This is a genomic window from Janthinobacterium sp. CG_23.4 (genome assembly GCF_029892305.1).
Lineage (GTDB): Bacteria > Pseudomonadota > Gammaproteobacteria > Burkholderiales > Burkholderiaceae_D > Janthinobacterium > Janthinobacterium lividum_D.
Map to the genome: position 1 here is coordinate 3,211,563 of NZ_JARXUX010000001.1, position 25,357 is coordinate 3,236,919.

A 25,357-nucleotide genomic window follows, 5' to 3' on the forward strand; every position below is an offset into this window, starting at 1 on the left:
GCACGTGCGCCTGGCTGGCGGATGGATAATCGTCCATTCTAGCATCCGAGGCGCACGGCAAAACGCGAATTTTGCGCAGGTTTTTCAGCCTGCGCCAGCCCGTCCCCCTACTGCGCCTACTGCGCCTGCGGCGTATGCCAGCCGCCACCCAGCGACTGGATCAGGGCCACGGCCGTCGTCTGGCGGTCCGCCTGCACCTGCACCAGGGAACGGCGCGCCGACAGGGCCGTCACTTGCGCCGAGACCACGTCCGTGTAGCCGACCTGGCCCGCGTTGTAGCGGTTCAGCATCTGCTGCTCGACCTGGTCGGCGGCCGATGATGCCTGCTGGCGCAAGGCCAGCTGCTCGGCCAGCGCGCGCGTGGCTGACAACTGGTCCTCCACGGCGCCAAAAGCGGCCAGCACCGTCTGGCGGTAGCGCGCCACCGCCGCTGTATGGCCAGCCTTGGCCGCGTCCACGCTGGCCGTGGTGGCGCCCGCGTTGAACAGCGTTTGCGCGGCCGACACGCCCAGCGACCACAGGCTCGACGATGCATTGAACAGGTCAGCCACACGGCTGGCGCCGGCGCCATAGGAAGCCGTCAGGTTCAGGCTGGGATAGTAGGCGGAGCGGGCGATGCCGATCTGCTCGTTGGCCACGGCCACCCGGCGCTCGGCGGCGGCGATGTCGGGACGGCGCTGCAGCAGGGTCGACGGCACGCCCAGCGGCACCTCGGGCACGCTCAGGGTCCACGGTGCTACGGCCAGGCTGAAGTCCGAAGGCGCGCGTCCCAGCAAAATGGCAATCGCGTGTTCGAGCTGGGCGCGCGCGCGCGTCTGGCTCGACAGGTCGATCTGCGCATTGGCCAGCTGCGTCTGCGCCTGCAGCAGGTCGGACTTGGCGGCAATACCGGCGTTAAAACGGTTGCTGGTGATGTCGAGCACGCGCTTGTAGCCAGCTATGGTGGCGTTCAACAGTGCGATCTGCGCATCACTCTGGCGCAGCGAAAAATAATTGGTGGCCAGCTCGCCCTGCGCCGACAGGCGCGCAGCAGCCAGGTCGGCCGCGCTGGCACTGGCGCTGGCATCGGCCCCCGTCACGCCGGCGCGCAGGCGGCCCCATATATCGGGCTCCCACGACGCGCCGATGGCGCCCTTGTAGTTATTATTGGCCTGCTGCTCGCCACCGCCGCCGGAACGCGCGCCGCTACCCGTCAGCTTCACGCTGGGGAATAGCGAGGCGCGCTGTTCGCGCACCAGCGCGCGCGCCTGTTCGTACGCAGCAAGGGCTTGCGCCACGTTCTGGTTCGAGATGTCGATGCTGTCGGCCAGCTGGTTTAATTGCGCATCGCCGAACAGGGTCCACCAGGGGCCACGCTCCAGCGTGTCGGCCGGCGCAGCGGCTAGCCAGCCGGCCGCTTCCTTGAACGTTTGCGGTGCGGCGGCCACTGGCACCTCATACGCGGGGCTGACGGCGCAGCCGGCCAGCAGCAGGCAAGCGGTGGCGACGACCAGCGACGGCAGATGGCGTGCGGGGATGGCGGACAACATAGGTTTTACTTGCTTCATGATTGTGTGCTCGGCTTATCTGGCCCAGGAATGCGGCTCAATTGCTGCTCGTCGACGCTGCGCGTGCGCAGCTTGTCGAGCAGGATGTAGACCACCGGGGTGGTCAGCAATGTGAGTAACTGGCTGGCAATGAGCCCGCCGATGATGGCAACCCCCAAGGGCTGGCGCAGCTCTGAGCCTTCGCCAAAACCGATCGCCAGCGGCAAGGCGCCAAGCGCCGCTGCCAGGGTGGTCATCAGAATGGGGCGGAAACGCAGCAAGCATGCCTCGCGCACCGCGGCCAACGCTGTCAGCCCGCGCGCACGCTCGGCCTCCAGCGCGAAGTCGATGATCAATATGGCATTTTTCTTCACGATACCGATCAACAGGAATACGCCGATCAGGGCGATGATGGAAAACTCCATGCGCAATATCAGCAGCGCCAGTACGGCGCCCACCCCCGCCGACGGCAAGGTCGACAGTACGGTAATCGGGTGCACCAGGCTTTCGTAAAGGATGCCCAGCACGATGTAAATCACCACGATGGCCGCCAGGATCAAGAGCGGCTGCTCCTGGCTGCTTTCCTGCGCGCTCTTGGCCGAGCCCTGGAAGCTGCCGCGCACATTCACCGGCATGCCGATTTCCGATACCGCCTGGGCCACGGCCGCCTGCCCGTCGCTGAGCGGGTAGCCGTCGGCCAGGTTGAACGACACGGTGGTGGCCAGTTCCCCGCCCTGGTGGTTGATGGACGTGGCCGTCGCGCTTTCGGCGAAGCTGCTGAACGACGACAGCGGCACCATGCGCGCCAAGGTCGTGGGCAGAGCCGAACCACTGGACGGGTCGCGCGCCGCCGTGGTATTCGGCGTCGCCGCGCTCGTCGTCGCAGCGGTGGTGGTTGCCGACGCGGTAGCGCTCGTGGCGGCAACGGCCGCCGCATTCGACGCCGGCACATACACGGAGCGCAGCGCTTCCGGGCTTTGCGCATAGCGCGGCGCCACTTCCATGATCACGTGATACTGGTTCAGCTCATCGTAGATGGTCGCCACCTGGCGCTGGCCGAAGCTGTTGTACAGCGCATTGTCGATGTCGCGCACCTGCACGCCCAGCTGCGTGGCGCGGTCCTTGTCGATGGCAACATAGGTTTCCACGCCATTTTCCGCCTGGTCCGTGTCGACGTCGATCAAGGCCGGCTGCAGCTTCATCTGGTCGGCCAGTTTCGCCGCCCATTTCTTCAAGTCGGCCTGGTTGTCACTGATCAGGGTGTACTGGTAGGTCGAATTGCTGGCCCGACCGCCCATGCGCAGGTCCTGCACCGGGTTGAGGAACAGCGAAATACCCGTCACCTTGGCCAGCTGCGGGCGCAAACGGGCGATCACGGCTTGCCCCTTGTCCGTGCGCTGCGAGGCAGGCTTCAGATCAATGAACATGAAGCCGCCCCCTGCCCTGCCACCGCCCGTAAAGCCGACCACGGTGGCGACGGCGGGATCGTCCTTGATGATGTCGACCAGTTGGCGCAGCTTGCCCTGCATGGCCTGGAACGAGATGCTCTGGTCGGCGCGCATGCCGCCACTGATCTGGCCCGTATCCTGCTGCGGAAAGAAGCCCTTGGGCGCGGCTGCGAACAAGTACACATTGAGCCCGACGACGAACACCAAAATGGTCATCACCAGCGCGGCGCTGGACAATGCCCAGTCCAGGCAGTGCTCATACACTTTCAGCATGCGCTCGAAGCCCCGTTCGAACCAGCGCGCGACCAAGCCCGGCGCCTTGCGCTGCGCGCCGCTTTTCAGCAGCCAGGCGCACATCATCGGCGTGGTGGTCAGTGAAATGACCAGCGAAATCATCACGGCCGCCGACAGCGTGACGGCAAACTCGCGGAACAAACGCCCTACCTGCCCGCCCATGAATAGCAGCGGAATGAAGACGGCCACCAGCGACAGGCTGATCGACAGCACGGTGAAACCCACTTCCTGCGCGCCCAGCAGGGCCGCCTTGAAACGCTCCATGCCCGCCTCGATGTGGCGCTGCGTGTTTTCCAGCACCACGATGGCATCATCGACGACAAAGCCCGTGGCCACCGTCAGCGCCATCAAGGAAAGGTTATTCAGGCTAAAACCGAGCATATACATCACGCCGAAGGTCCCCAGCAAGGAAACGATGGTGGCCACGGCCGGGATAATGGTGGCGCGCACGCTACGCAAAAAGGCGCTGACCACCAGCACTACCAGCACGATGGAAAGGAGCAGGGTGAATTCGATCTCGTGCAAGGACGAGCGGATGGAGTTGGTGCTGTCCGATGCCACGTGCAGCTTGATGTCGCCGGGCAGCTGTGCCTGCAGTTGCGGCAGCAGCGCGCGCACGCCGTCCACCGTGGCGATGACGTTGGCGCCCGGCTGGCGCGTGATCAGCACGATGACGGCCGGATCGCCATTGAACAAGCCCAGAGTATTCTTGTTTTCCACGCCGTCGACCACTTCGGCCACGTCGTCGAGGCGGATGGCGGCACCGTCGCGCCAGGCCACTACCAGGCTGCGGTAGTCTGCCGCGCTACGCCCGCCCGAGGCCGTGCTGGCAGACGAGTAGATCTGCAAGCTGCGCCCGTCGCCGGAAATGGCTCCCTTGGGGCGGTTGGCGTTGCTGGCCTGGATAGCCGCACGCACGTCTTCCATCGACACGGCATAGTGATTGAGCTGGTACGGCAGCAATTCCACGCGCACGGCAGGCAGCGAGCCGCCACCGAGCTCGACGTCGCCGACGCCCTTCACTTGCGCCACCTTTTGCTGCACCAGGTTCGATACGGCATCGTAGATCTGGCCCGGCGTGCGCATTTTCGACGTCAGCGCCAGGATGATCACGGGCGCATCGGACGGGTTGGCCTTGCGGTAGGTCGGGTTGCTGCGCAGCGTGGCCGGCAAATCGGCGCGCGAGGCGGCAATGGCCGCCTGCACTTCGCGCGCGGCCGAATCGATCTTGCGGTTCAAATCGAACTGCAGGTTGATACGCGTCGAGCCCGTGCTGGACGAGGAGGTCATCTCGTTGACGCCGGAAATGACGCCCAGGCGCCGCTCCAGCGGCGTAGCCACCGAGCTGGCCATGGTCGCGGGGCTGGCGCCGGGCAAGCTGGCGCTAACGGAGATGGTCGGATAATCGACCTGCGGCAGCGGCGAGACGGGCAGCACGAAAAAGGCACCGATGCCCGCGAGCGCGATGCCGATGGTGAGCAGCACAGTGGCGATGGGCCGCTTGACGAACGGTAAGGACAGGTTCACGCAGCACTCCCCGCATTATCGCCTGGCTGCTCCAGGCTCGCCTCGCGTGTCTTCGGCTGGGCCCTAAAGCGCTGGCCCAGGCGGTCGAAGCCCAGATAGATGACGGGCGTCGTAAACAGGGTCAGCACCTGACTGACGATCAGGCCACCGAAGATGGCCAGGCCAAGCGGACGGCGCAACTCGGCGCCCTCGCCCCAGCCCAGCATCAACGGCACGGCCGCGAACAGCGCTGCCAGGGTAGTCATCAGGATAGGGCGAAAACGCAGCAGCGCCGCCTGGTGGATGGCGTCCTGCGCGCTCTTGCCCTGGTCGCGCTCGGCCTCGATGGCGAAATCGATCATCATGATGGCGTTCTTTTTCACGATGCCGATCAGCAGAATGATGCCGATGATGCCGATCACGCCCAAGTCCTGCCCGGAAATCATCAGCGCCAGCAAGGCGCCCACGCCAGCAGACGGCAGGGTCGACAGGATCGTCAGCGGGTGGATGTAGCTTTCGTACAGTACGCCCAACACGATGTAGACGCAGACGACGGCGGCCAGGATCAGCCACAGCTGGTTCGACAGCGAATTTTCATACGCGCCGGCCGCGCCGAGGAAGGTCAAGCTCACCGAAGGGGGCAAGGCGATGTCTTTCGCTGCCTGGCGGATGGCGTCGACGGCGCTGCCCAGCGCCACGCCTTGCGTAGTATCAAAGCCGAGCGTCGTGGCCGGGTACTGCGCCACGTGCGTGATCTGCAGCGGCACCTGTTTTTCGCTGACGCTGGCAAAAGCGGACAAGGGCGTCGACTTGCCGGAACCCGTGCGCACCTGCAGTTGCGACAAGTCGGCCGGCGTGGTGACGATGCCGGGCTGCGCTTCGAGAATCACGCGGTACTGGTTGGTTTCCGTGAAAATTGTCGAGATGATGCGCTGGCCGAAGGCGTTGTATAAGGCGTCGTCGACGGTGGCCGTGGTGACGGACATGCGCGCAGCGCTGTCACGGTCGATGGCTACCACGGCGGCGGCGCCGGTGGCACCGGCGTCCGTGACCACGTTGCGCAGTTGTGATTTTTCGCGCATGCGGGCCGCCAGTTTGCCCGCCCACTCGGTGACGGTGGCCGTATCGGCCCCTTCGAGCGAGACGCGGTACTGCGTCGGCCCCGATTCCGCATCGATGGTCAAATCTTGCGTCGGCTGCAGGTACAAGGTCACACCGGCCACCTTGGCCACGCGGTTGCGCAGGCGCTGCATGATGTCGTCCTGCTTGCCACTGCGCGAACGCTTCAGGTTGATCAGCATGCTGCCCGTGTGCAGCATGGTGTTGTTGGCCGCATCGACGCCCACCAGTGAACTGAGGGTATCGACATCGGGGTCTTCGAGCAGCGCGCTGGCCGCTGCCTGCTGCAAGGCGGCCATGCGTTCGTACGATACGGCTTGCGAGGTTTCAATGCGCGCCTGCAGCTGGCCCGTGTCCTGCGTGGGGAACAGGCCTTTCGGTATCGTGATGTACAAAATCACCGTCAGCAGCAAAGTGGCCAGGGCCACCAGCAAGGTCAGACCCTGGCGTTGCAATACCCACACGAGCGCATGGTCATACTGACTGATGACTTTATCGAGCAAAGCCTGGAGGCGCTGGCCGGTGGCGCTAACGTTTTCATCGGCGTGGCTTTTCAGCCAGCGCGCCGACATCATCGGCACCAGCGTGAGCGAAACGACGGCGGAAATCAATATCGTGATGGCCAGGGTCATGGCGAATTCGCGGAACAAGCGGCCCACCACGTCTCCCATGAAGAGCAGTGGAATGAGTACCGCGATCAAGGAGACCGTCAGCGAAATGATGGTAAAGCCGATCTGCGAGGCGCCCTTCAGGGCGGCGGCCATCGGTGTCTCGCCCTCTTCGATGTAGCGGGCGATGTTTTCGATCATGACGATGGCATCGTCGACGACAAAACCGGTGGCGATCGTCAGCGCCATCAGCGACAGATTGTTCAGGCTGTAGCCAAGCAAGTACATGACGCCGCAGGCGCCGATCAGCGAGATCGGCACGGACAGGCTGGCGATCACCGTGGCACGCAGGCTGTGCAAGAACGCGAAGATCACCAGCACCACCAGCAGCACGGACAGCAGCAGTTCCATTTCCACGTGTTCGACGGAAGCGCGGATGCCCGTGGTGCGGTCGCTCAAGACGTCGAGCTTCATGGCCGCCGGCAGGCTGGCCTGCAAGTCGGGCAGCAGGGCCTTGATGGCGTCTACCGTCTTGATGACGTTGGCGCCCGGCTGGCGCTGCACGTTCAAGATGATGGCCGGCTGCTTGCCCGACCAGGCGCCCAGGCGCATGTTTTCCGCGCTGTCGACGACGTTGGCTACGTCAAGCAGGCGCACGGGTGCGCCGTTTTTATACGTGATGATCAGGCGCTTATAGTCTTGCGCCGTCACCAGCTGGTCGTTGGCATTGATCGTATACGAGCGCGTGGGGCCATCGAAACTGCCCTTGGCGCTGTTGACGTTGGCCGCCGCGATGGCCGTGCGCAGGCTATCCAGGCCCAGGCCATATGAAGCTAGCAGCCTGGTGTCGCCCTGGATGCGCACGGCGGGACGCTGGCCGCCCGACAGCGACACCAGTCCCACGCCATTGACCTGGCTGATCTTCAGCGCCAAACGCGTATTGACGATGTTTTGCACCTGCGTCAGCGGCATGGTGTCCGAGGTGATGGCCAGCGTCAGCACGGGCGCGTCGGCCGGATTGATCTTGGCGTAGACGGGCGGCGCCGGCAAGTCGGTGGGCAGCAGCGAGCCGCCCGCGTTGATGGCCGCCTGCACTTCCTGCTCGGCCACGTCCAGGGTCTGGCCGAGGGTGAACTGCAGGGTGATGATGGAGACGCCGGCGGCACTGGTAGAACTCATGCGCTGCAAGCCCGACATTTGCCCGAACTGGCGCTCCAGCGGCGCCGTCACGGTCTGTCCCATGACTTCGGGACTGGCGCCCGGATACAGCGTCTGCACTTGGATGGTGGGGAAATCGACCTGCGGCAAGGCGGCCAGCGGCAGCAACTTGAAGCCGACCAGCCCCGCCAGCACGATGGCCAGCATCAGCAGCGCCGTGGCGACGGGGCGCTTGATGAACGGCGTCGATGGACTCATTGCGCTGCGCCCTTCGCTGGTACCGTGGCTGGCACCGTGGGTGGCGCGGATGAAGACGCCGATGCGCTGACCGCACCGTCAGCCTGCGGGAGGCGCTGGCGACGTTCGCCGTTCGCGCCAGTGCCAGCGTTGACGCCAGCGCCAGCCCGGCGGGCGCCGGACGGCTTGTCACCCGCCAAGGTGACTTTCGCGCCTTCCTTCAAGCGGTCGGCGCCTTCCGTGATGACTTGCTCGCCCGCTTCCAGGCCGGCACGGATTTCCACCATGTCGGTACTCGCCTGGCCCTGTGTGACCGGGCGCACGGTAACGGTCTTGTCGGCTTTGAGCACATACACGAAGTCGCCATTATTGCTGTGGCGCAGAGCCGTGACGGGTACCAGCACGGCGCCCTTGATATTGCCCAGCTCCAGGCGCACGTTGACAAACTGGCTGGGGAACAGGGCCATTTTGTCATTCGTGTAGCGGGCTTTGGCACGCACGGTGCCCGTCTGCACGTCGACCTGGTTATCGAGCGCGCTCAAGCTGCCCTTGTCCAGGGTGTGCGTGCGCGTGCGGTCCAGCGCCAGCGCCGGCAGGACCGAGCCGGCATTGAGGCGCTCCTCGATAGTCTGCACTTTATCCTGTGGCACGGAAAACTGCACGTCGATAGGCGACAGCTGCGTCACCACCACCACGCCGCCAGCGTCGCTGGTGCTCACCAGGTTGCCGATATCGACCACCTTCAAGCCTGCGCGGCCGCTGATCGGCGACACCACTTTTGTATAACCGAGGTTCAGTCTGGCCGTGCCTTCGGCGGCGCGGTCGGTCATGACCGTACCTTCCAGCTGCTTGACCAGGGCAGCCTGCGTATCGACCTCCTGGCGCGCGATGGAGTCTTGCCCGAGCAGGGTTTGATAGCGTTTCAGGGTCAGGCGCGCGTTTTCTAATTGCGCTTCGTCGCGCTGGCGCTGGCCCGTGGCTTGCATTAGCGCCATCTCGAACTGGGCCGGGTCGATCTGCGCCACCACCTGGCCCGCCTTGACCATGCCGCCTTCCTTGAATTTCAATTCTTTCAATATGCCCGATACCTGCGCACGCACCGTCACGGTGGAGGCCGCCGTCACGGTGCCGAGCGCATCGAGCACCACGGGCAAGTCCGATTTCACCGCCGTGGCCACACCCACGGTGGTCGAGGGCCCGCCACGGCGTCCGCCAGGGCCTCCTGGGCCGCCGGGACCGGCCATGCCGGCGCCACCCTGAGCACTGCTGCCCGAGTGGGTCAGGTACCAGGCACCTCCACCCAGCGCGGCCATGACGACCAGCGCGATGACACTGCCGACGATTTTCGAGCGGCGGCTGCGCCGTGGGCAATTGGGTGCTGTCTGCGTATCCATCGCTTATCCTTTTATAGGCCGCTGGCACGGCGAGTCTGTGGCGCCGGCAGAGGTGGAATACACTCAGGCTGGACGCCGTTTTTCGAAGTTATATATCAAGCCGCAGGAAATCGAGAGCTGAACAAAAGTTGATAATCAGCTCAAAAAAACATCGGTTCCCAGCACGAAAACGACTTTAGCATAGCCATGTATCTGTTTTATTTCCGCTTGAAACAATTCCGTACGGTCGCGCGCGCACGGCCGTACCATGCGCGCCAGCGGTGCGCTCGCCCGCGATGAGAAACGTTGGAAAAATCAGGCTTGCGGCGGTGAGCGCCACGGCAGCGCTGCGGCGCGCGCGCGTGCCGTGCAGATACAAACTCGCTACAAATCTCCCGCCAGCCCACTTGACCTGGCTACGGCCACGGCTACGCCAGCGCCCGCACCTGCTCCTGCTCCTGAAATGAAACAAGCCGGGCGAAGCCGGCTTGGGGGTGTCAGATATGGCAGAATAAAGCTAAATAAGGCCAAATAAGACCTGGCAAAATCGTCGCCTGCGCAGACGCTTTGCTCAGGCCTTATTTGCCGCCCAGGGGCACCTCGCACAGGCAATGCGTGAGGGCCATGAACGGCTTGTGCTCGCGCGTGATGCCCGACAGCCAGGAGAGGTCCTGCGCCATGCCCAGCGCCGCGTCGGCCGGCAAGCCGGTCGTGGCCAGGCCCAGCTTCACGTGCTCGCCCAGCCCCAGGGTGGCCATGGCTTTGGAGCCGAACATGCCGATCAGGCGGTCCACGTTCGACGTTTCCTGCTCCAGGTAGGTCACGCGGTAGTCGCTGCCCAGCTTGGCCCGCTTGGCCGCCGATGCCAGTGCATCGCCATAGCTGCCGATACGGTCGACCAGGTTGCGCTCTTTCGCCTGCAAGCCCGTCCAGACGCGGCCCTGCGCCACTTCATTGATCTTTTCCGGCGTGCTCTTGCGCGCCTTGGCGGCCAGGTTCAGGAAGTCGCCATACACGTGGTTGATCGAACCCTGGATCACTTGTGCAAAACGCGGATCGAGCGGACGCAAAGGGTTGCCTGCATCGGCCAGCCAGGTGGTAGGCGAACCGGCTGTGTGGATGCCCAGCTTTTCCACTACCTTGTCGGCCGTCGGCAAAATCGCGAACACGCCGATGGAACCGGTGATGGTGGCCGCGTCGGCGATCACTTCATCGGACGAGGTGCTGATCCAGTAGCCGCCCGAAGCGGCCACGTTACCCATCGAGACGACCACCGGTTTACCGGCGGCGCGCGTCAGTTCCAGTTCGCGACGGATCAGTTCCGAGCCGAAGGCGCTGCCACCCGGCGAATCGACGCGCAGCACGATGGCCTTGATCGATTTGTCTTCGCGTGCCTGGCGGATCAGGCGCGAGGTGGACAGGCCGCCGATGGCGCCCGGTGGCGCGATGCCGTCGCCGATTTCACCGGAAGCGATGACCACGCCGACAGCGTCGCCGATATGCACGGGGCGCAATCGCGCCAGGTAATCGGTGTAATTGATCTGGCGAAAGCTCGTGCCTTCGGTATTCTTCGCACCGCGCGCCATCATGAACTGGCGCAGTTCATCGCGCGTTTTCAGGCCGTCAACCAGCTTGGCGTTGAGCGACAGCTTGCCCAGGTCGCCGCCGGCCGCCGTCATCAAGGCAGGCAGATTGTCGATCGACTGCATGATGGCGCCGGCCGGCAGCTTGCGCGCCTTTTCCACGTCCGCCGTGTAGGTCGTCCACAAGCCATTGTTCAGGTAGCGGTCCGCTTCGGCGGCCGCTTCGGACGGGCCGTTGGCGATGAAAGGCTCGGCCGCACTCTTGTAGGTGCCCACTTTCAGCAGGTTGACCGTCACGCCAACCTTGTCGAGCGCATCGCGGTAGTAATTGCGATAGCGACCAAAGCCTTCCAGCAAGACGCCGCCCATCGGATGCAGATACACCTCGTCGGCCTTGGCCGCCACCAGGTACTGGCGCTGGTTGTAGCTCGAACCCCAGGCCGTGACTTTCTTGCCCGTGGCGCGGAAACGCTCCACGCCGGCCGCCACTTCGCGCAGCGACGCCAGGCCACCGCCCTGCAGCTCGTCGAGCAGGATCACCATGGAACCGATGTGCTTGTCCTTCGATGCTGTGTCAAGCACCGCCAGCACGTCGCGCAGCTGCACGCTTTTCTTGGCTTCGCCACTGACATTGGCCAGCACCGCTTCGCGCACACCGCCCGGCGTTTCTTCGACCAGCGGGCCTTGCAAGTCCAGCACCAGGGTGGTCTTTTCTGCCAGCGGCTTGGCGCCGCCGCCAAAGATGGCGATCAGGATGGCGATGACGATCAGCAGGAAAATCAGGTTGATGACCGTGCGGCGGGTGGCGTCGAGCGCGCGCCAGAATGCGCCAAAGCCGCGACGCAGCGGCGGGAAGGGATTGAGTGACATTGATACTCCGTGGGGTTAGGTACCGAAAGGAAATCAATATAGCTGAAAATAGCCGCGATCGTCTTGGGATTCGTCTTATTTTGACAAGTCTGCCGCACCCGGACCCGCTGGCGATGGCGGCGTGGAAATGAGGAACAGGGCGCACAGTACCAGGGCGCCATTCAGGATCAGCAATTCCAGGCCGATACGGTAATGTTCAAACAGGCGCGCCTGCCCCCCTTCGAGCAGCGCGCACAGCAACGGCCCCGCCAAGACCGCCAGCGGCACCCAGCGCTCACGCACGCCGCGTTTGCACAGCAGGCCGAAGGCGAACAAGCCCAGCAGCGGGCCATAGGTATAGCTGGCCAGCTTCAGGATGACGACGATCATGCTGGGGCTGTCGATCCACTTGAAGGCCATGATGAGGGTCAAGAACAGTGCGGAAAACCCCAGGTGAACGCGGCGGCGCCAGCGCATCTGCGCCGCCGCACTCAACTCCGGCCTGCGCTGCACGCCCAGGATATCGATGCAGAAGGTGGAGGTGAGCGCCGTCAGCGCCCCATCCACGCTGGGAAACAGGGCGGAAATGAGGGCGATAAAGAAAATCAGCTGCACCACGGCGGGGAAATGCCCGAGCACCACGGCCGGGAACAATTTATCGCCCGTGGCCGTCACGCCGGCCAGCGGCGCGTACAGATGTAAAAGCCCGCCGAGGAACAGGAATAGCAGCAGTACGCCAGTGAGCACCACGGTCAGGCTGAGCATATTTTTTTGCGAGTCGCGCAAGCTGCGCACGGAAATGTTCTTTTGCATCATTTCCTGGTCCATGCCCGTCATGGCGATGGTGATGAACATGCCGGCCACGATGTGCTTCCACACATAGGCGGGGCTGTCCGGGTCGACGTTGAAGATGCGCGTCAGGCCTTGCGCGCGCATCTGTTCGAGACTGTCGATGAGGGACAGGTGCATTTCACGCAGCAAAAACACGCTGCAAATCACCAGCCCTGCCAGCATGCAGGCCGTTTGCAGGGTATCGGTCCAGACGATGGTTTTGACACCGCCCTCAAGCGTATAGAGCACGATCAGCAGCAGCACGACGCACGCAGTCAGCCAGAACGGCACGCCGAAGCTGTCGAGGATGCTTACCTGCAAAATATTGACCACCAGATACAAGCGCGCCGTAGCACCCAGCAGACGCGAGAGGATGAAAAATGCCGCCCCGCTCTGGTAGGAACGGCGGCCCAGGCGCAATTCCAGGTAGCGGTAAATGGAAGTGAGCTGCAGCCGGTAGTACAGCGGCAGCAAAATGACAGTGATGGCCAGGTAGCCGAGCACATAGCCTATCATCAGCTGCACGTAGCCAAAACCGTTGCTCCCCACGGCGCCCGGCACGCTGATGAAGGTGACGCCCGTGAGCGTGGTGCCGACCATGCCAAAGGCAACCAGCATCCAGTGGCTATCCTTGTTGCCGATGAAAAAACTCTCGTTGGTGGCGTGGCGCGAAGTGCGCCATGCTACGCCCAGCAAGATCAGAAAATACGCGAGGACGACGGCAAACAGGATGACTGGGGACATGGGCGTTGCGCTGGCGGTAAAGATGAACAGGGGCAGAAATATACAGCAAAGCGCACAGCCATGCCCCCAGTCAATCCGGTATCAACAGCCGCCCGCTTTCACGCGCTCCACTTCCAGCCCGAACCACGGACGCAAGCGCGTGCCGACGACGTTGCCCAGAAAAGCGCACACCAGCCACAGCCAGCCGTGCAAGCTGCCCGAGACGATGCCGCTGAAATACGCGCCGATATTGCAGCCGTAGGCCAGGCGCGCGCCATAGCCGAGCAGCAAGCCGCCGACGACGGCAGCGACGATCGAGCGCAGCGCGATGCGCCACACGGGTGCATAGCGACCGGCCAGCGCCGCCGCCAGCATGGCGCCCAGCACGATGCCGATATCCATCACGGAAGTCTTGTCTTGCATCAAAGGCGCGGCCAGGGCGGCGGCGTTGGCCTTGGTGGACCAGTAGGCCCAACTGGCCGTGTCGATGCCGACCACGGCTGCCGCTTTCGCGCCCAACAGGGCAAACGCAGACGTCACGCCCCACGGCTTGCCCGACAGCGCCAGGGTGGCGAAGTTCAGCACCACGAGCGCGATGGCGCCCGCCACCAAAGGCCAGGGGCCATGCAGCCAGGGCGACGCTTGCGCAGGCCGCACGGGTGTCGCGACGAGCTTGCCATGGCGACGTTTTTCAACCAGCACCGTAATGCCGGCGATCAGCGCGAAAACGATCCAGTTCAGCGCCAGCGCGGGCAGCAGGCCCAGGGTCGTCACCAGGGAAATGGGCTTGAGCTGGGGCAGCGAGGTCCAAAATGGCATGTGCGCCGTACCGATCACGGAGCCGACGATGAAGGCGGCCAGCGTGATGAGCATGCGCGTGCTGCCACCACCGACCGTGTAGAGGGTGCCGGAGGCGCAACCACCGCCCAGTTGCATGCCGATGCCGAAGATGAAGGCGCCGACGATCACCGAAGTGCCGGCCGGCGCGACGAGGCCCGCGACGGGCGTGCCGAACAGGCTACCGGCCGACAGCGCAGGAAAAAACAACGCCACGCCCACGGCCAGCATCAGCATTTGCGCGCGCAAGCCATCGCCGCGGCCATCGGCAATAAAGACGCGCCAGGCCGAGGTAAAGCCGAAGGCCGCGTGATACAGCGTCATGCCGAGCAAGGCACCCACCACATACAGCGCGCATTGGGTGGCGCCTACCGTCTGCGCCAGATACCACGCGCCCAGCACGATGAGCAGCAGGGCAAGGCCCAGTGGTTTCGGATTGATATCGGCGCGCAGGCGCAGGGGGGAAGTTGCAGTATCGGACATGGGAGAATGAGGACGAGAGGAAGGTAAGCCCTATTTTCGCCCTTTTTGCTGCTTTCTGCCAGCCGGCACGCTGCGGCACGCGCGGGGCCTGAGATTGCCCGTTGGCACGCTGGACTTTTCAAGCTAGGCGATGTTGCTTAACCATTCCTCAATTGCCTCTCCAGTGATCGGCCGGCTATACAGATAGCCCTGGCCCTTGTCGCATCCCTGGGCGTACACCACGGCTGCTTGCTGTTGCGTCTCGATTCCTTCCGCGACGGTATTCATGCCCAGGCTACGCGCCACTTTCACCGTCGCTTCTATTAACACTTCATGATGGCGGCTGGTACCGGCCAAGGTAACAAATGAACGGTCAATCTTGACGGTATCGACGGGTAACAAGTGCAAGCTTGATAGCGAGGAATAACCGGTTCCAAAATCATCGAGGGCCAGCTTGACTCCCAGCGCTTTCAGGCGAAGCAACTGTTCTTGGATGTCTTTTCCCTGCGCCGCCAAACTCTCGGTAATTTCCAACTGCAATTTATCTGGCTCCATGCCGCTGGCCGCAAGAATGGCGCTCACCTTGTCGCACAAATCGTCTTGGCTCAGTTGCGCGCGCGATAAATTGACTGCCAGCAAGCGCGGCGCGCGCGCTCCCAAGCGCTGCTTCCAGCGTACAAAATCGCGGCATGCCCTTTCCAACACTTTTTCACCGATGGCGCCAATCAAGCCACAGTCCTCGGCGATACCGATGAATTCCACGGGACCGACTACTCCGCGCACCGGATGTTGCCACCTTACCAGGGCTTCGACGCCTGCTGTCGGGTCAACTTTACCGTCCGCCAAGAGTCGGACCACAGGCTGATACAAATTGTATAATTCACCGCGCTCTATGGCATACCGGAGATCGCTTTCCAAGCCGCCGCGCAACAGCGCATCCTCGCGCATCTGCTGGCGAAATATCGCAAAACGGTCGCCTCCTCCAGCCTTGGCGATGGCCATCGCTATCGCAGCGTCACGCAGCAGATCATCGGCATCATGCGCTTCTGAGTTCAGCACCACGATGCCGGCGCTGAAGGTGCATGTGATCTCATGACTGCCTATCATGTACGGTTTGCTCAGGCGCTCAAGCAAGCGTGCGGCAATGGCTGACACGACGCCACGCTCAGTGACGCCATCCAATAGCACAGCGAACTCGTCGCCGCCGACTCTGGCTATCAGCTCAGTCGAAGTGCGGCTTCCAGGTGGCCGGCTGCTCGATCTCAGATTAGTGCTCAGGCGTTCCGCCACAAGGACAATGACCTGATCTCCGACCTCGTTGCCCAAGGTGTCATTAATCTGCTTGAAGCGATCAAAGTTAATGAACAATACAGCGCAATAATCGCCGCTCGGCGCACGTGCGCGCTGCGTCATCGTGGATAACAATTCGAGCGCACCTGCGCGGTTCGGCAACTGTGTCAAGGTATCGAGCTTTGCGGCACTTGCCAGACGACTAGCCAGCAGTCGTTGCTCTCGCACCACCTCATGCGTAGCGTCCATCACTATGGCCATCAAGCGATTGCCATCGACTTTCAGCAAGCCCAGTGACAATACTGCAGGACTTTCCGGATGCTGTCGCTGATGCTCATTGACCGCGATCCTCATCCCCTCGCAGATCAATCCTTGCTCGGGCTTGAAGTTAGCGCACAGGCGCAGCAGGCCCGGCGCATACGGCTGTAGTACCTGAAATAAATTGACCAGATCGCCATCGGCAGACAGCGGCATTAACAATTGCGCGGCCATTGGGTTGAGCATCTCGATACTGCCATCTTTTTGCAGCTGTATGAGCGCAACAGGAGCACGATACAAAAACTGTACTAAAGACTCATAGGCACTATCCTGCTCACCACTCATGACCCACTCCTGTCTGCTGTGCGGGAAAATGCGCTGCCTCAGCGTCCAGGCATACGACGCGGTTTCGACCTGCGCGTTTCGCCGCATACAAGGCTTGATCGGCGCGTTTCATCAGTGCGTCGAATCCGCTCACACTATCGTCCATTACCGCAACGCCGATGCTGATAGTGTATGCGATGACATGCTGTTCATACATGGCGGGAATGAGTTGAACTTGCTTCCTTAAGCGCTCCGCTACCGCCATGACATCGGCCAAATTCACAGACGGTAAAATCACCGCAAATTCCTCGCCTCCGATGCGCGCCAGTATGTCAATCTGGCGGCATACGCTCTTCATCGTGGCCGCCAGATGGCACAGTACCGCATCGCCCGCCGGATGACCGTATTGGTCGTTGATCGCCTTAAAATGGTCGGCATCGAGCATGATCAGCGACAACGGCCGCAATGCGTTATTGCGGCGCAGCAACTCCAGATCGGCAGCCTCGAAAAAAGCCCGGCGATTTGACAGGCCGGTAAGATGGTCGCAATAAGCTGCCTTGCGCAGATTCTCGCTGACATCACGCTTATCTGAAATGTCCCGGATGATCATGCAATAAGCAGGTTCTTCATCGCTCAGCTCGCAAGGCTCTGCGTTCTCTTCGATACGGGCAGGCAATGGTGAAATCATCGAACTACCCCAGAATTCGTGGCCATCGGCACGTAGCCGCGCGCCTTCATGCAGCGTCCAGCCGTTCTCGTCTGCCTCCCGCAAACGCTCCATTTGCTGCTCTTGCGTGGTCGCTCCGGCGGGGTAAAAAATTGCATAGGGCTCCCCTTTGACGCCAGGCGCATGGCCAGTGACACGCGCAATGCTTTCATTCCAGGACTCGATGCGGCCTTGCTTGTCCAGGCTAACCAAGGCGTAGTCGGCAATATTGGTCATGATCGCGTTAAGCCAAGCGTCGGTCTTGCGCAGCTGTCGTTCGCGCCTGTCTTGCAAGGTGATGTCGTTGAGCACTGCCATCAACCGCTCCTCATCGAGCTTGAGCATACTCAGCGATAGCACCTGCGGCCCGTTGGCGGCATCGTCCGCGTGCAGGTATAGCCGAGTTGCGTCACAGATTTGGCCATAGCTTGCAGCAAACTGACTGCACTGCAACTGCAGGTCTGGCGCAACCGGTGCGAGCGCATCGAACAGGTTGGTCAACTCGCCATCCTGGCTCAGCGGCATCAACAGCTGGGCCGATAGCGGATTGAGCATGATGATGGTACCGTCTGAAGAAATTTGAACCAGGCCAACCGGCGCCATGTACAGAAACTGCAGCAGTGCCTCGTACTCCTCGGACTCCGTCGAATTGATGACGCTACTCATAAGCGATGCACCAGGACGTAGGATAGATCGGCCGCTGGATCCGACAGCAAGCGCAGCTTGACCCTCGTGGGCCGCATGCGCAGTGTCAGCACGTAGCTGATCGTATCGTCCAGCACTTGCCCGCTTTCATACGCGTCCGCAAAGCGCTGCGCGACCAGGAAATTGTTCATGCATGGCGCGACCACCATGAACAGATCCTGCTGCAGCACGCGCTCGACGCTGAGTCCCGCCGCCTTCGATTCGAAGGTGTTATAGCGCTGTACCCGGCCATCGCGCCCAAAGCCGATGACACCGAAGCCGAACGCATTGAGCGCCGCTTCCTCTGCCGTTTCCAGCAGCATGATGATGCCAGGCTGGTCAAACTGTATTTCTGTATGCATATTCATTGTTAGCAACTCCTGTACGGATCGCAAGAGGATCTCTGTTGTCGTGTTAATCAAGCTACTGCGGGTCTCCAAGCCTCACCCGGCAGCGCGTCCGTACAAGCATTGCGAGTCCATCACACTTGTCCATCACGCATATCCATCTCTCTACGGTTCGCCTACCCCAGGGCCATCGCTGATGATCCAGTCGATGAGCTTGCCCTGCCGGTTCATCGGCAGAGCGGCGCCGATGGTGAACGATACCGGACGCGCCGCAGGCGGCAAGCGCTGCCTGACCCAGGCCGCCAGCTGATCCGGCAGGCACTCGGCACCGCCGAGGTGCGCGGCCACCACGAAGGCCTTCAGCCGCTGCCCTTCGTCCGCGCGCATCAGCCGCACATGGGCCTCGCTGACGCCAGGATGACGCTTGAGCACCTGTGCCACCTGCGCCGGATAAACGTTCGTACCACCGACCTGCACTGCCTGGTCATGCCGGCCCGCTGGGACGAAACTATGCTCGCCGTGCCAGTCGATCTGGTCCTGGCAGTCGCAGCGCAGCTCGCTGCCGTTCGACGCCTGGCGCAGCAAAGTATCGCCAGCCTCGCCGCGACGCCAGTAGGGCAGCAAAACATAAGGCTGGCGCGCATCGCTGCGCCAGCCTACCCCTGCGCTTTCGCTGCTACCGTATATTTCGGCCAGCAACAAGCCGGACGCAGCCAGTTGCAGCGCCACGTCGCGCGGGCATGGCGCAGTCGACGTCACGCCCGTCACACCAGCAGGCCAGCTTGGGGCTTGTCGCGCAACGGCGGCCCACAGCTCAGGATAGCCGATAATCACGTCCCCGTCTGCGGCCTGCGCGATCAACTGCATCGGCAGCATGTTTCTGGCATCGACAAGCGCGGCGCGCGCGGGGGCCAATGCCAGTGGCAGCAGCACACTGAACAGGAAGCCGTAAATATGATGCGCAGGAACGGCATACACGATGCGCCGCGCATGGCCGAATTGCGCTGCAAAAAAGCACGCCTCTTGCCATAGCATGTCGAGTGTGTGGGGGCAGCTTTTGGGCACGCCGCTGCTGCCTGAGGTTTTAAAGCTCAACTCGGCGCTGTAATGGTCGAGGCCCTTGCGCGCGCAGGCGATCCACTGTTCCAGCGTCACGCACTCGAGCAACGCCTGGTCAGCATCACTCTGGTGCAGATGCAAGCAGGCGGACAGCGCCGTCGCCAGGGCATGACGCTCAAGTGAATCGACACCCAAATCAGCTTCCAGTTGCCAGCTTTGCGGCCACGGCAACGACGGCAAACCTGCGCGCCCACGGCGCATCATGCTCAATTCAGCATGCATGAAGTCCGACACAAAACGGCGCAGCAACGCGCCGTCGTGCCACCAGTTGACGCAGGGCGGGTATGGTGTTTGAGTCTGATTCACGCCAAGCCTTCAAGCGCTACTTTGAGCATATGGCGCACAATATCATCAGGCGCCATCTTGCTGTATTTCTGCAAGTACTCGACCGCAGGGTCACAGGTGCGAGCGTAATAGCTGAACAATATAACGTCGGTAGGTAGTTCCGGGTTCAATTGCCCCGCCTGCTGCGCCAGCTTGACCAAAGCCTCCAGCTGCCGGTTCAGTTTCATGACTCGCAGCATGTACTTCACATTGCGGATCAACATATCGCGCACATGCGGGCTGCTCGATGGCAAGAACGGCAAGCCGCCGCCCAGGCGCACCCGCAGCGCCCACTCGAGCAGGGACGACAATTTCTGCACGGCACTAAGTGAGCTATCTAGCGCGGCGACATAATCGAGGGCGCCATCGAGCAGGCGTATCAGCGCCTCACCGACCAGCTCTTCCTTGGACTTAAAGTGCTTGTAAAGGCTCGGTTTGGAGATGCCTACCGTGCCGGCGACGTCATCCATGGTCATCAAGTCATAGCCTTTTTGGCTCAGCACCGCCGTCGCGGCATCGAGGATTGCGTTCTCACGCAGCTTAAATGCTTGATTTTTAAAGCTTAGTCTTGGGAGGATACTCATTGATAAATTTAGATACTAATTAGTAGCTTTTGTTGTTTGATGGTAGTAATATTAGCATACCAGTACAAAACGGTCAGTATACCAAGCAAAACTACATGAATCCGCCACGCAAACGTATCGCCATCATCGGCTCCGGCATTTCAGGCCTGGCCAGCGCCTATTTTCTCAACCGCAAGCACGACGTCGTGCTGTTCGAAGCCGCCGACTATCTTGGCGGCCACACCAACACCGTGGACGTGACACTGGAAGGACGCTGCCATGGCGTCGACACGGGCTTCCTGGTCTTTAACGAGCATACCTATCCCAACCTTGTGTTGCTGTTTGAGGAACTCGGCGTCGACAGCATCGCCAGCGACATGTCGTTCGGCGTATCTGTCGACGGCGGAACGCTGGAATGGGCAGGCACCAGCCTCGACAGCGTGTTCGCACAGCGCACCAACGCGGGCTCGCCGAGCTTCCTGCGCATGCTATGGGACATCCTGCATTTCAACCGCAACGCGGAGCGCTTTTTACAAAGCGCAATCCAGACCGCGCTGACGCTGGGACAGCTTCTGCAGCAGGAGAGCTATGGCGCGCGCTTCCGCGATGCCTACTTGCTGCCGATGGCGGCGGCAATCTGGTCCAGTTCGCCACGCGATATCCTGCAATTTCCGGCAGCGACTTTTTTGCGTTTCTGTCTCAACCACGGCCTGTTGCAGGTCAACGGCCGCCCGCAGTGGCGCACGGTCGCAGGCGGAGCGCGCAACTATGTCGACAAGATCGCCGCCACGCTGCCTGACGTGCGCCTGAACACGCCCGTACTGGGCGTGCGGCGCAGCGCGGGCAGCATGCAGGTGTGCAGCAGCAGCGCGGACGCCGAGCCATTCGACGCTGTCGTGTTCGCCACCCACGCGCCGACCACGCTGGCCATGTTGCAAGACGCCAGCCAGACAGAGCGCGCCATCCTCGGCGGCGTGCGCTACCAGCCCAATACGGCCTACCTGCACACGGACGCAAATCTGATGCCACGGCGACGCAAGGTCTGGTCGGCCTGGAACTACCTGGCAGGCGCGCAGGCGGACGGACAGCGCCCCGTGTGCGTGAGCTACTGGCTGAACCAGCTGCAGGCACTGCCGTTCGAGACACCGGTGATCGTGACGCTCAATCCGCACACCTTGCCGGCCGAGAACACACTGCTGGCCAAGTTCAACTACGCCCACCCGGTGATGGACCTCGCTACTGTGCGCGCGCAGCAGCAGTTGGCGCAGATCCAGGGCAAGGACGGCGCCTGGTTCGCCGGTGCCTGGACCGGTTATGGCTTCCACGAAGACGGCTTGAAATCGGCACTGCGCATCGCTGCAGCCTTCGACACGGCACCGACATGGAATGTGCTGCCATGAAGCAGCCTGCCGCCCAGCTGTTGCACGGCCATGTGACGCATGCGCGCCTGCGTCCGGTGCCGCACCGCTTCGTCTATCCGCTGTTTTATGTACGTTTGAACCTGGCCCGGCTGGACGAATGCCAGTCGCGCTGGTTCGGCGTGGACCGCTGGCGGCCGCTGTCGATACGCCGGCGCGACCATGGCCCGCGCGATGGCTCCAGCCTGGAACAATGGATGCGCACACTGCTACGCGAGCACCACATCGATGCCGACGGTGAAATCTGGCTGCAAACCTTTCCCCGCGTTGCTGGCTATGTGTTCAATCCCGTCAGTTTCTGGCATTGCTACGACACGGCTGGCCGGCTGCGCGCGGTGCTGGCTGAGGTTAACAACACCTTCGGCGAAAGCCACCGCTACCTGCTGCGCATCGCCGATACGGCCGGTGGCCCGGCCACCGCCACTGCCGACAAGCAGATGCACGTGTCACCGTTCTGCGAGGTGAGCGGACACTACCGCTTTCGCTTCCGCCTGGGCGGTGCCAGCCATTGCACCGAGCTCGACTATCACGACGATGATGGCGTGCTGCTGCGCACCGCACTGAGCGGCCGTGCCATGCCGATGAGCGACAGCGCATTGGCTGGCGCCCTGCTGCGCTATCCACTATTGGGGCTGGGCATCATGTTGCGCATACACTGGCAAGCGTTGCGGCTCTGGCTCAAGCACGTGCCATTTTTCAGCAAGCCACCTGCCCCCATCCATCAAACCACCGTGCACCAGGAGACTGCCCGATGAATCGCACCTTATCCACCGTCAAGCTGTCCGCGCCGGCCGGCGCCCGGCTATTTCTTAGCCTACTGAACAATATCAGCCACGGACACCTGGAACTGATCACCCCCTGCAATACACGCGTGGTGTTCGGCGATGCCCATGCATCGCCGGGCGCGACGCTGCGACTGCACGACTGGCGTGCCTGCCAGCGCATCCTGCGCGCCGGCGACATCGGCTTTGCCGAAGCGTATGCTGCTGGCTGGGCCAGCACGCCCGACCTGACAGCGCTGCTGCGCCTGGCGCTGCGCAACGAAGCGGCGCTCGACCATTTGGTGTTCGGCGGTGCGCTGGCGCGCTGCTGGTACCGGCTGCGGCACTGGCTGCGCCCCAACACGCGCAAGGGCAGCGAGCGCAATATCCACGCGCATTACGACATCGGCAACGACTTCTACCAGCTCTGGCTCGATCCCAGCTGGACGTACTCGAGCGCGCTGTTCGACGGCGACTACCAGCTGACGCTGCAGGAAGCGCAGCGGCGCAAGTACCAGCGCATCATCGACGTACTCCAACTAAAGCCAGGCCAGAGCGTGCTGGAAATCGGCTGCGGCTGGGGCGGCTTTGCTGAGCATGCCGGGCAGCAAGGCATCGACGTGCATGGCGTGACGATTTCACCGTCGCAGCTCGAGGTGGCGCAGCGCCGCATACAAGCGCTGGGACTGAGCGAGCGGGTACAGCTTGAGCTGTGCGACTACCGCGACCTGCGTGGCGAGTACGACGCCGTGGTGTCGATTGAAATGTTCGAGGCCGTGGGCGAGCAGTACTGGCCGCAGTATTTCCACACCGTCACGGCACGGCTCAAGCCCGGCGCGCAGGCGTTGATACAGTCCATCACCATCGGCGAACAGCATTTTGCGCGCTACCGCAGCAGCACCGATTTCATTCAGCAGTACATTTTTCCTGGGGGAATGCTGCCCAGCGTGGAACGCTTTGAACGCCAGGCAGCACTTTGCGGCCTGCGCCCGGTCGAACGCCACGCCTTCGGCCGCGACTACGCCGAAACGCTGCGCCGCTGGGATGCCCGCTGCCGCTTGCACCATCCGCAAATCACAGGCCTGGGCTTCGATGAACACTTTCTGCGCATCTGGCATATGTACTTCGCCTATTGCGAAGCTGCCTTTGACGAGGGACGAACCGATGTTATCCAATTCCTGCTCCAGAAGACCTAGTCCCGCCCGGCCATGCTCGGTCGGCCCGGTTTTCGCGCGGCGGCCCATTGTGACCGTGCTGATATCGGGGAGGCGCACGTGCGTCCCTTGAACCGGCCCATCAGTACATGGGCGGGCCGGCGCGTCTGGCTCGTTGGCGCATCGAGCGGCATCGGCGCAGCGCTGGCAGAGCAATTGCTGCAGGCAGGCGCACGCGTGGCTGTGTCAGCACGCCGTGCCGAGCTGCTGCAAGAGGTGGCCAACGGACACCCGCAAGCCATCGTCGCGCCCTTCGATATCCTGGACCAGGATGCCTGGCGCGAACGCCACCAGGAACTGTGCGAACAGATGGGTGGCGTGGACTTGATCGTGTTCTGCGCCGCAGCCTATCAGCCGGAACGCAGCTGGGAAGTCAGGCCAGAGGGCGCCGCCCACACGCTGGCCGTGAACCTGGGCAGCGTCTACACGGGTCTGGCGGTGGTGCTGCCGGCGATGCTGATGCGCGGCAGCGGCGGCATCGCCATCATCGCCAGCGTCGCCGGTTACATCGGTCTGCCCAATGCCAGCGTGTACGGCCCCAGCAAGGCCGCGCTGATCAACCTGGCGGAACTGCTTTACCTTGACCTGCAGCCGCGCGGGCTCGACGTCTACCTGATTAATCCCGGCTTCGTGCAGACACCCCTGACAGCGCAGAACACCTTCGCCATGCCTGCGCTGCAAACACCGCAGGCGGCCGCCAAGGCGATCCGGCAAGGGCTGGCGGCCGGGCAGTTCGAGATTCATTTTCCGAAGCGCTTCACGCTGGTGCTCAAGCTGCTGCGCTGGCTGCCTTACCGTTGGCGCTTCGCCGTAATCTCCCGTATCTTGCCGGCGCAATGAATGCTACCGAACCGCCGCAGGCGTGGCATGCCACGCCTGCCCCATACACGGTGGGACAGGCAGCCAGCATGCTGCACGGCCGCCACGCTGCGGTGCTACTATAGGCCCACCTGAAGTGGGCAAGCTTTGCCGCAGTGCTGTGTTTCAGCGTCTGGCAGCACAAGCCCGCTCTACTCGAATAAACGATACCGCGCACACTACCGCGCATTACTAACAACAAGGACTTCTATCATGGATAATCAACAAATTAGCTACCGTGTCGCCGGTACGCCAGCGTCAGAACGCATACGCGCCCGCTTGATGAATAACGGTGTGCGCTTCCACGCCAACGACAATATCGCCGACTACATCGAAGCGGGCGAAATGGATGAACTGCTCGACGAAGTCAGTCTGCGCATGCAGGGCGTACTGGAAAGTCTGGTAATCGACACCGCCAACGACCATAACTCGCAAGATACGGCGCGCCGCGTCGCCAAGATGTATTTGCTCGAAGTGTTCGGCGGACGTTACATTGCACCGCCTGCCGTCACGGAATTCCCCAATGCCGCCAACCTGAACGAGCTGATGATTATCGGTCCGATCACCGTGCGCAGTGCCTGCTCGCACCATTTGTGCCCCGTCATGGGCAAGGTGTGGATCGGCGTGATGCCCAACCAGCACTCCAACCTGATCGGCCTGTCCAAATATGCACGGCTGGCGGGATGGATCATGAGCCGCCCGCAGATCCAGGAAGAAGCCGTGGTCCAGTTGGCAGAACTGCTGCAGGAAAAGGTCAAGCCGGACGGTTTGGCCATCATCATGGAAGCCGATCACTTTTGCATGCAGTGGCGTGGCGTGAAAGACAATGATGCGCGTATGATCAATAGTGTCATGCACGGTTCTTTTCTCAAGGACGCCGCACTGCGGCGCGAGTTCCTCTCACTGATCAAACGCTGATATACCATCCAAAGGAGTT

General features: G+C 62.4%; 17 protein-coding genes. 5 read left to right on the plus strand and 12 right to left on the minus strand.

Features of this window, described 5'->3' with window-relative positions:
• Positions 1-116: 116 nt before the first annotated feature.
• The 12 genes from H4V96_RS14360 to H4V96_RS14415 all read right to left on the minus strand — a co-directional run bounded on the left by H4V96_RS14360 (position 117) and on the right by H4V96_RS14415 (position 20,190).
• Positions 117-1,529, minus strand: coding sequence for an efflux transporter outer membrane subunit (locus H4V96_RS14360; RefSeq protein WP_196856365.1), 1,413 nt, complete (start codon positions 1,527-1,529; stop codon positions 117-119).
• 14 nt (positions 1,530-1,543) lie between these two features.
• Positions 1,544-4,795, minus strand: a complete 3,252-nt coding sequence (locus tag H4V96_RS14365; protein WP_196856339.1) for an efflux RND transporter permease subunit — start codon at positions 4,793-4,795, stop codon at positions 1,544-1,546.
• Positions 4,792-7,917, minus strand: a complete 3,126-nt coding sequence (locus H4V96_RS14370) for an efflux RND transporter permease subunit (protein ID WP_196856338.1) — start codon at positions 7,915-7,917, stop codon at positions 4,792-4,794. Before H4V96_RS14370 ends, H4V96_RS14365 begins: the two co-directional genes overlap by 4 nt.
• Complete coding sequence (locus H4V96_RS14375; RefSeq protein WP_196856337.1) at positions 7,914-9,290, minus strand: efflux RND transporter periplasmic adaptor subunit; 1,377 nt, start codon at positions 9,288-9,290, stop codon at positions 7,914-7,916. The genes H4V96_RS14370 and H4V96_RS14375 overlap by 4 nt, the downstream gene beginning before the upstream one ends.
• Before the next feature lie 557 nt (positions 9,291-9,847).
• On the minus strand, positions 9,848-11,722 hold the full coding sequence (sppA, locus tag H4V96_RS14380; protein WP_070346829.1) for a signal peptide peptidase SppA: 1,875 nt from the start codon (positions 11,720-11,722) through the stop codon (positions 9,848-9,850).
• Positions 11,723-11,797: 75 nt separating this feature from the next.
• Positions 11,798-13,276, minus strand: a complete 1,479-nt coding sequence (locus H4V96_RS14385; protein WP_196856336.1) for a sodium:solute symporter — start codon at positions 13,274-13,276, stop codon at positions 11,798-11,800.
• An 81-nt stretch (positions 13,277-13,357) separates the two neighbouring features.
• Positions 13,358-14,575, minus strand: coding sequence for a YeeE/YedE family protein (locus H4V96_RS14390; protein WP_196856335.1), 1,218 nt, complete (start codon positions 14,573-14,575; stop codon positions 13,358-13,360).
• 123 nt (positions 14,576-14,698) lie between these two features.
• A complete protein-coding gene (locus H4V96_RS14395) occupies positions 14,699-16,447 on the minus strand; it encodes a bifunctional diguanylate cyclase/phosphodiesterase (protein WP_010399671.1) in 1,749 nt (582 codons plus the stop codon).
• Positions 16,437-17,798: a sensor domain-containing diguanylate cyclase gene (locus H4V96_RS14400; RefSeq protein ID WP_196856333.1), complete on the minus strand. Its 1,362-nt coding sequence runs from the start codon at positions 17,796-17,798 to the stop codon at positions 16,437-16,439. Before H4V96_RS14400 ends, H4V96_RS14395 begins: the two co-directional genes overlap by 11 nt.
• Positions 17,795-18,178 (minus strand): phosphonate transporter, encoded by a 384-nt coding sequence (locus H4V96_RS14405; protein ID WP_280721022.1) that lies wholly within the window; start codon positions 18,176-18,178, stop codon positions 17,795-17,797. The genes H4V96_RS14400 and H4V96_RS14405 overlap by 4 nt, the downstream gene beginning before the upstream one ends.
• A 150-nt stretch (positions 18,179-18,328) precedes the next feature.
• The gene (locus H4V96_RS14410; RefSeq protein ID WP_196856332.1) at positions 18,329-19,588 is read right to left on the minus strand and encodes an AMP-binding protein; all 1,260 of its coding nucleotides are present in this window, start codon (positions 19,586-19,588) and stop codon (positions 18,329-18,331) included.
• Positions 19,585-20,190 (minus strand): helix-turn-helix domain-containing protein, encoded by a 606-nt coding sequence (locus tag H4V96_RS14415; protein ID WP_029496535.1) that lies wholly within the window; start codon positions 20,188-20,190, stop codon positions 19,585-19,587. The genes H4V96_RS14410 and H4V96_RS14415 overlap by 4 nt, the downstream gene beginning before the upstream one ends.
• A 95-nt stretch (positions 20,191-20,285) precedes the next feature.
• Here H4V96_RS14415 and H4V96_RS14420 point away from each other — a divergent pair, with 95 nt between their 5' ends.
• The 5 genes from H4V96_RS14420 to H4V96_RS14440 all read left to right on the plus strand — a co-directional run bounded on the left by H4V96_RS14420 (position 20,286) and on the right by H4V96_RS14440 (position 25,338).
• Positions 20,286-21,569, plus strand: a complete 1,284-nt coding sequence (locus H4V96_RS14420) for an FAD-dependent oxidoreductase (protein ID WP_196856331.1) — start codon at positions 20,286-20,288, stop codon at positions 21,567-21,569.
• On the plus strand, positions 21,566-22,342 hold the full coding sequence (locus H4V96_RS14425; RefSeq protein WP_196856330.1) for a DUF1365 domain-containing protein: 777 nt from the start codon (positions 21,566-21,568) through the stop codon (positions 22,340-22,342). Before H4V96_RS14420 ends, H4V96_RS14425 begins: the two co-directional genes overlap by 4 nt.
• A complete protein-coding gene (locus H4V96_RS14430) occupies positions 22,339-23,544 on the plus strand; it encodes a cyclopropane-fatty-acyl-phospholipid synthase family protein (RefSeq protein ID WP_196856329.1) in 1,206 nt (401 codons plus the stop codon). Before H4V96_RS14425 ends, H4V96_RS14430 begins: the two co-directional genes overlap by 4 nt.
• A 78-nt stretch (positions 23,545-23,622) precedes the next feature.
• Positions 23,623-24,402, plus strand: coding sequence for an SDR family NAD(P)-dependent oxidoreductase (locus H4V96_RS14435; protein ID WP_196856328.1), 780 nt, complete (start codon positions 23,623-23,625; stop codon positions 24,400-24,402).
• A gap of 231 nt (positions 24,403-24,633) precedes the next feature.
• Positions 24,634-25,338: a GTP cyclohydrolase I gene (locus tag H4V96_RS14440; protein ID WP_196856327.1), complete on the plus strand. Its 705-nt coding sequence runs from the start codon at positions 24,634-24,636 to the stop codon at positions 25,336-25,338.
• Positions 25,339-25,357: the final 19 nt, after the last annotated feature.

Excerpts from the sequence above, each read along its gene's own strand:
- H4V96_RS14360 (WP_196856365.1), bottom strand. The coding sequence starts at position 1,529 with ATGTTGTCCGCCATCCCCGCACGCCATCTGCCGTCGCTGGTCGTCGCC.
- H4V96_RS14370 (WP_196856338.1), bottom strand. The coding sequence starts at position 7,917 with ATGAGTCCATCGACGCCGTTCATCAAGCGCCCCGTCGCCACGGCGCTG.
- H4V96_RS14375 (WP_196856337.1), bottom strand. The coding sequence starts at position 9,290 with ATGGATACGCAGACAGCACCCAATTGCCCACGGCGCAGCCGCCGCTCG.
- sppA (WP_070346829.1), bottom strand. The coding sequence starts at position 11,722 with ATGTCACTCAATCCCTTCCCGCCGCTGCGTCGCGGCTTTGGCGCATTC.
- H4V96_RS14385 (WP_196856336.1), bottom strand. The coding sequence starts at position 13,276 with ATGTCCCCAGTCATCCTGTTTGCCGTCGTCCTCGCGTATTTTCTGATC.
- H4V96_RS14390 (WP_196856335.1), bottom strand. The coding sequence starts at position 14,575 with ATGTCCGATACTGCAACTTCCCCCCTGCGCCTGCGCGCCGATATCAAT.
- H4V96_RS14395 (WP_010399671.1), bottom strand. The coding sequence starts at position 16,447 with ATGAGTGGTGAGCAGGATAGTGCCTATGAGTCTTTAGTACAGTTTTTG.
- H4V96_RS14400 (WP_196856333.1), bottom strand. The coding sequence starts at position 17,798 with ATGAGTAGCGTCATCAATTCGACGGAGTCCGAGGAGTACGAGGCACTG.
- H4V96_RS14405 (WP_280721022.1), bottom strand. The coding sequence starts at position 18,178 with ATGCATACAGAAATACAGTTTGACCAGCCTGGCATCATCATGCTGCTG.
- H4V96_RS14415 (WP_029496535.1), bottom strand. The coding sequence starts at position 20,190 with ATGAGTATCCTCCCAAGACTAAGCTTTAAAAATCAAGCATTTAAGCTG.
- H4V96_RS14420 (WP_196856331.1), top strand. The coding sequence starts at position 20,286 with ATGAATCCGCCACGCAAACGTATCGCCATCATCGGCTCCGGCATTTCA.
- H4V96_RS14425 (WP_196856330.1), top strand. The coding sequence starts at position 21,566 with ATGAAGCAGCCTGCCGCCCAGCTGTTGCACGGCCATGTGACGCATGCG.
- H4V96_RS14430 (WP_196856329.1), top strand. The coding sequence starts at position 22,339 with ATGAATCGCACCTTATCCACCGTCAAGCTGTCCGCGCCGGCCGGCGCC.
- H4V96_RS14440 (WP_196856327.1), top strand. The coding sequence starts at position 24,634 with ATGGATAATCAACAAATTAGCTACCGTGTCGCCGGTACGCCAGCGTCA.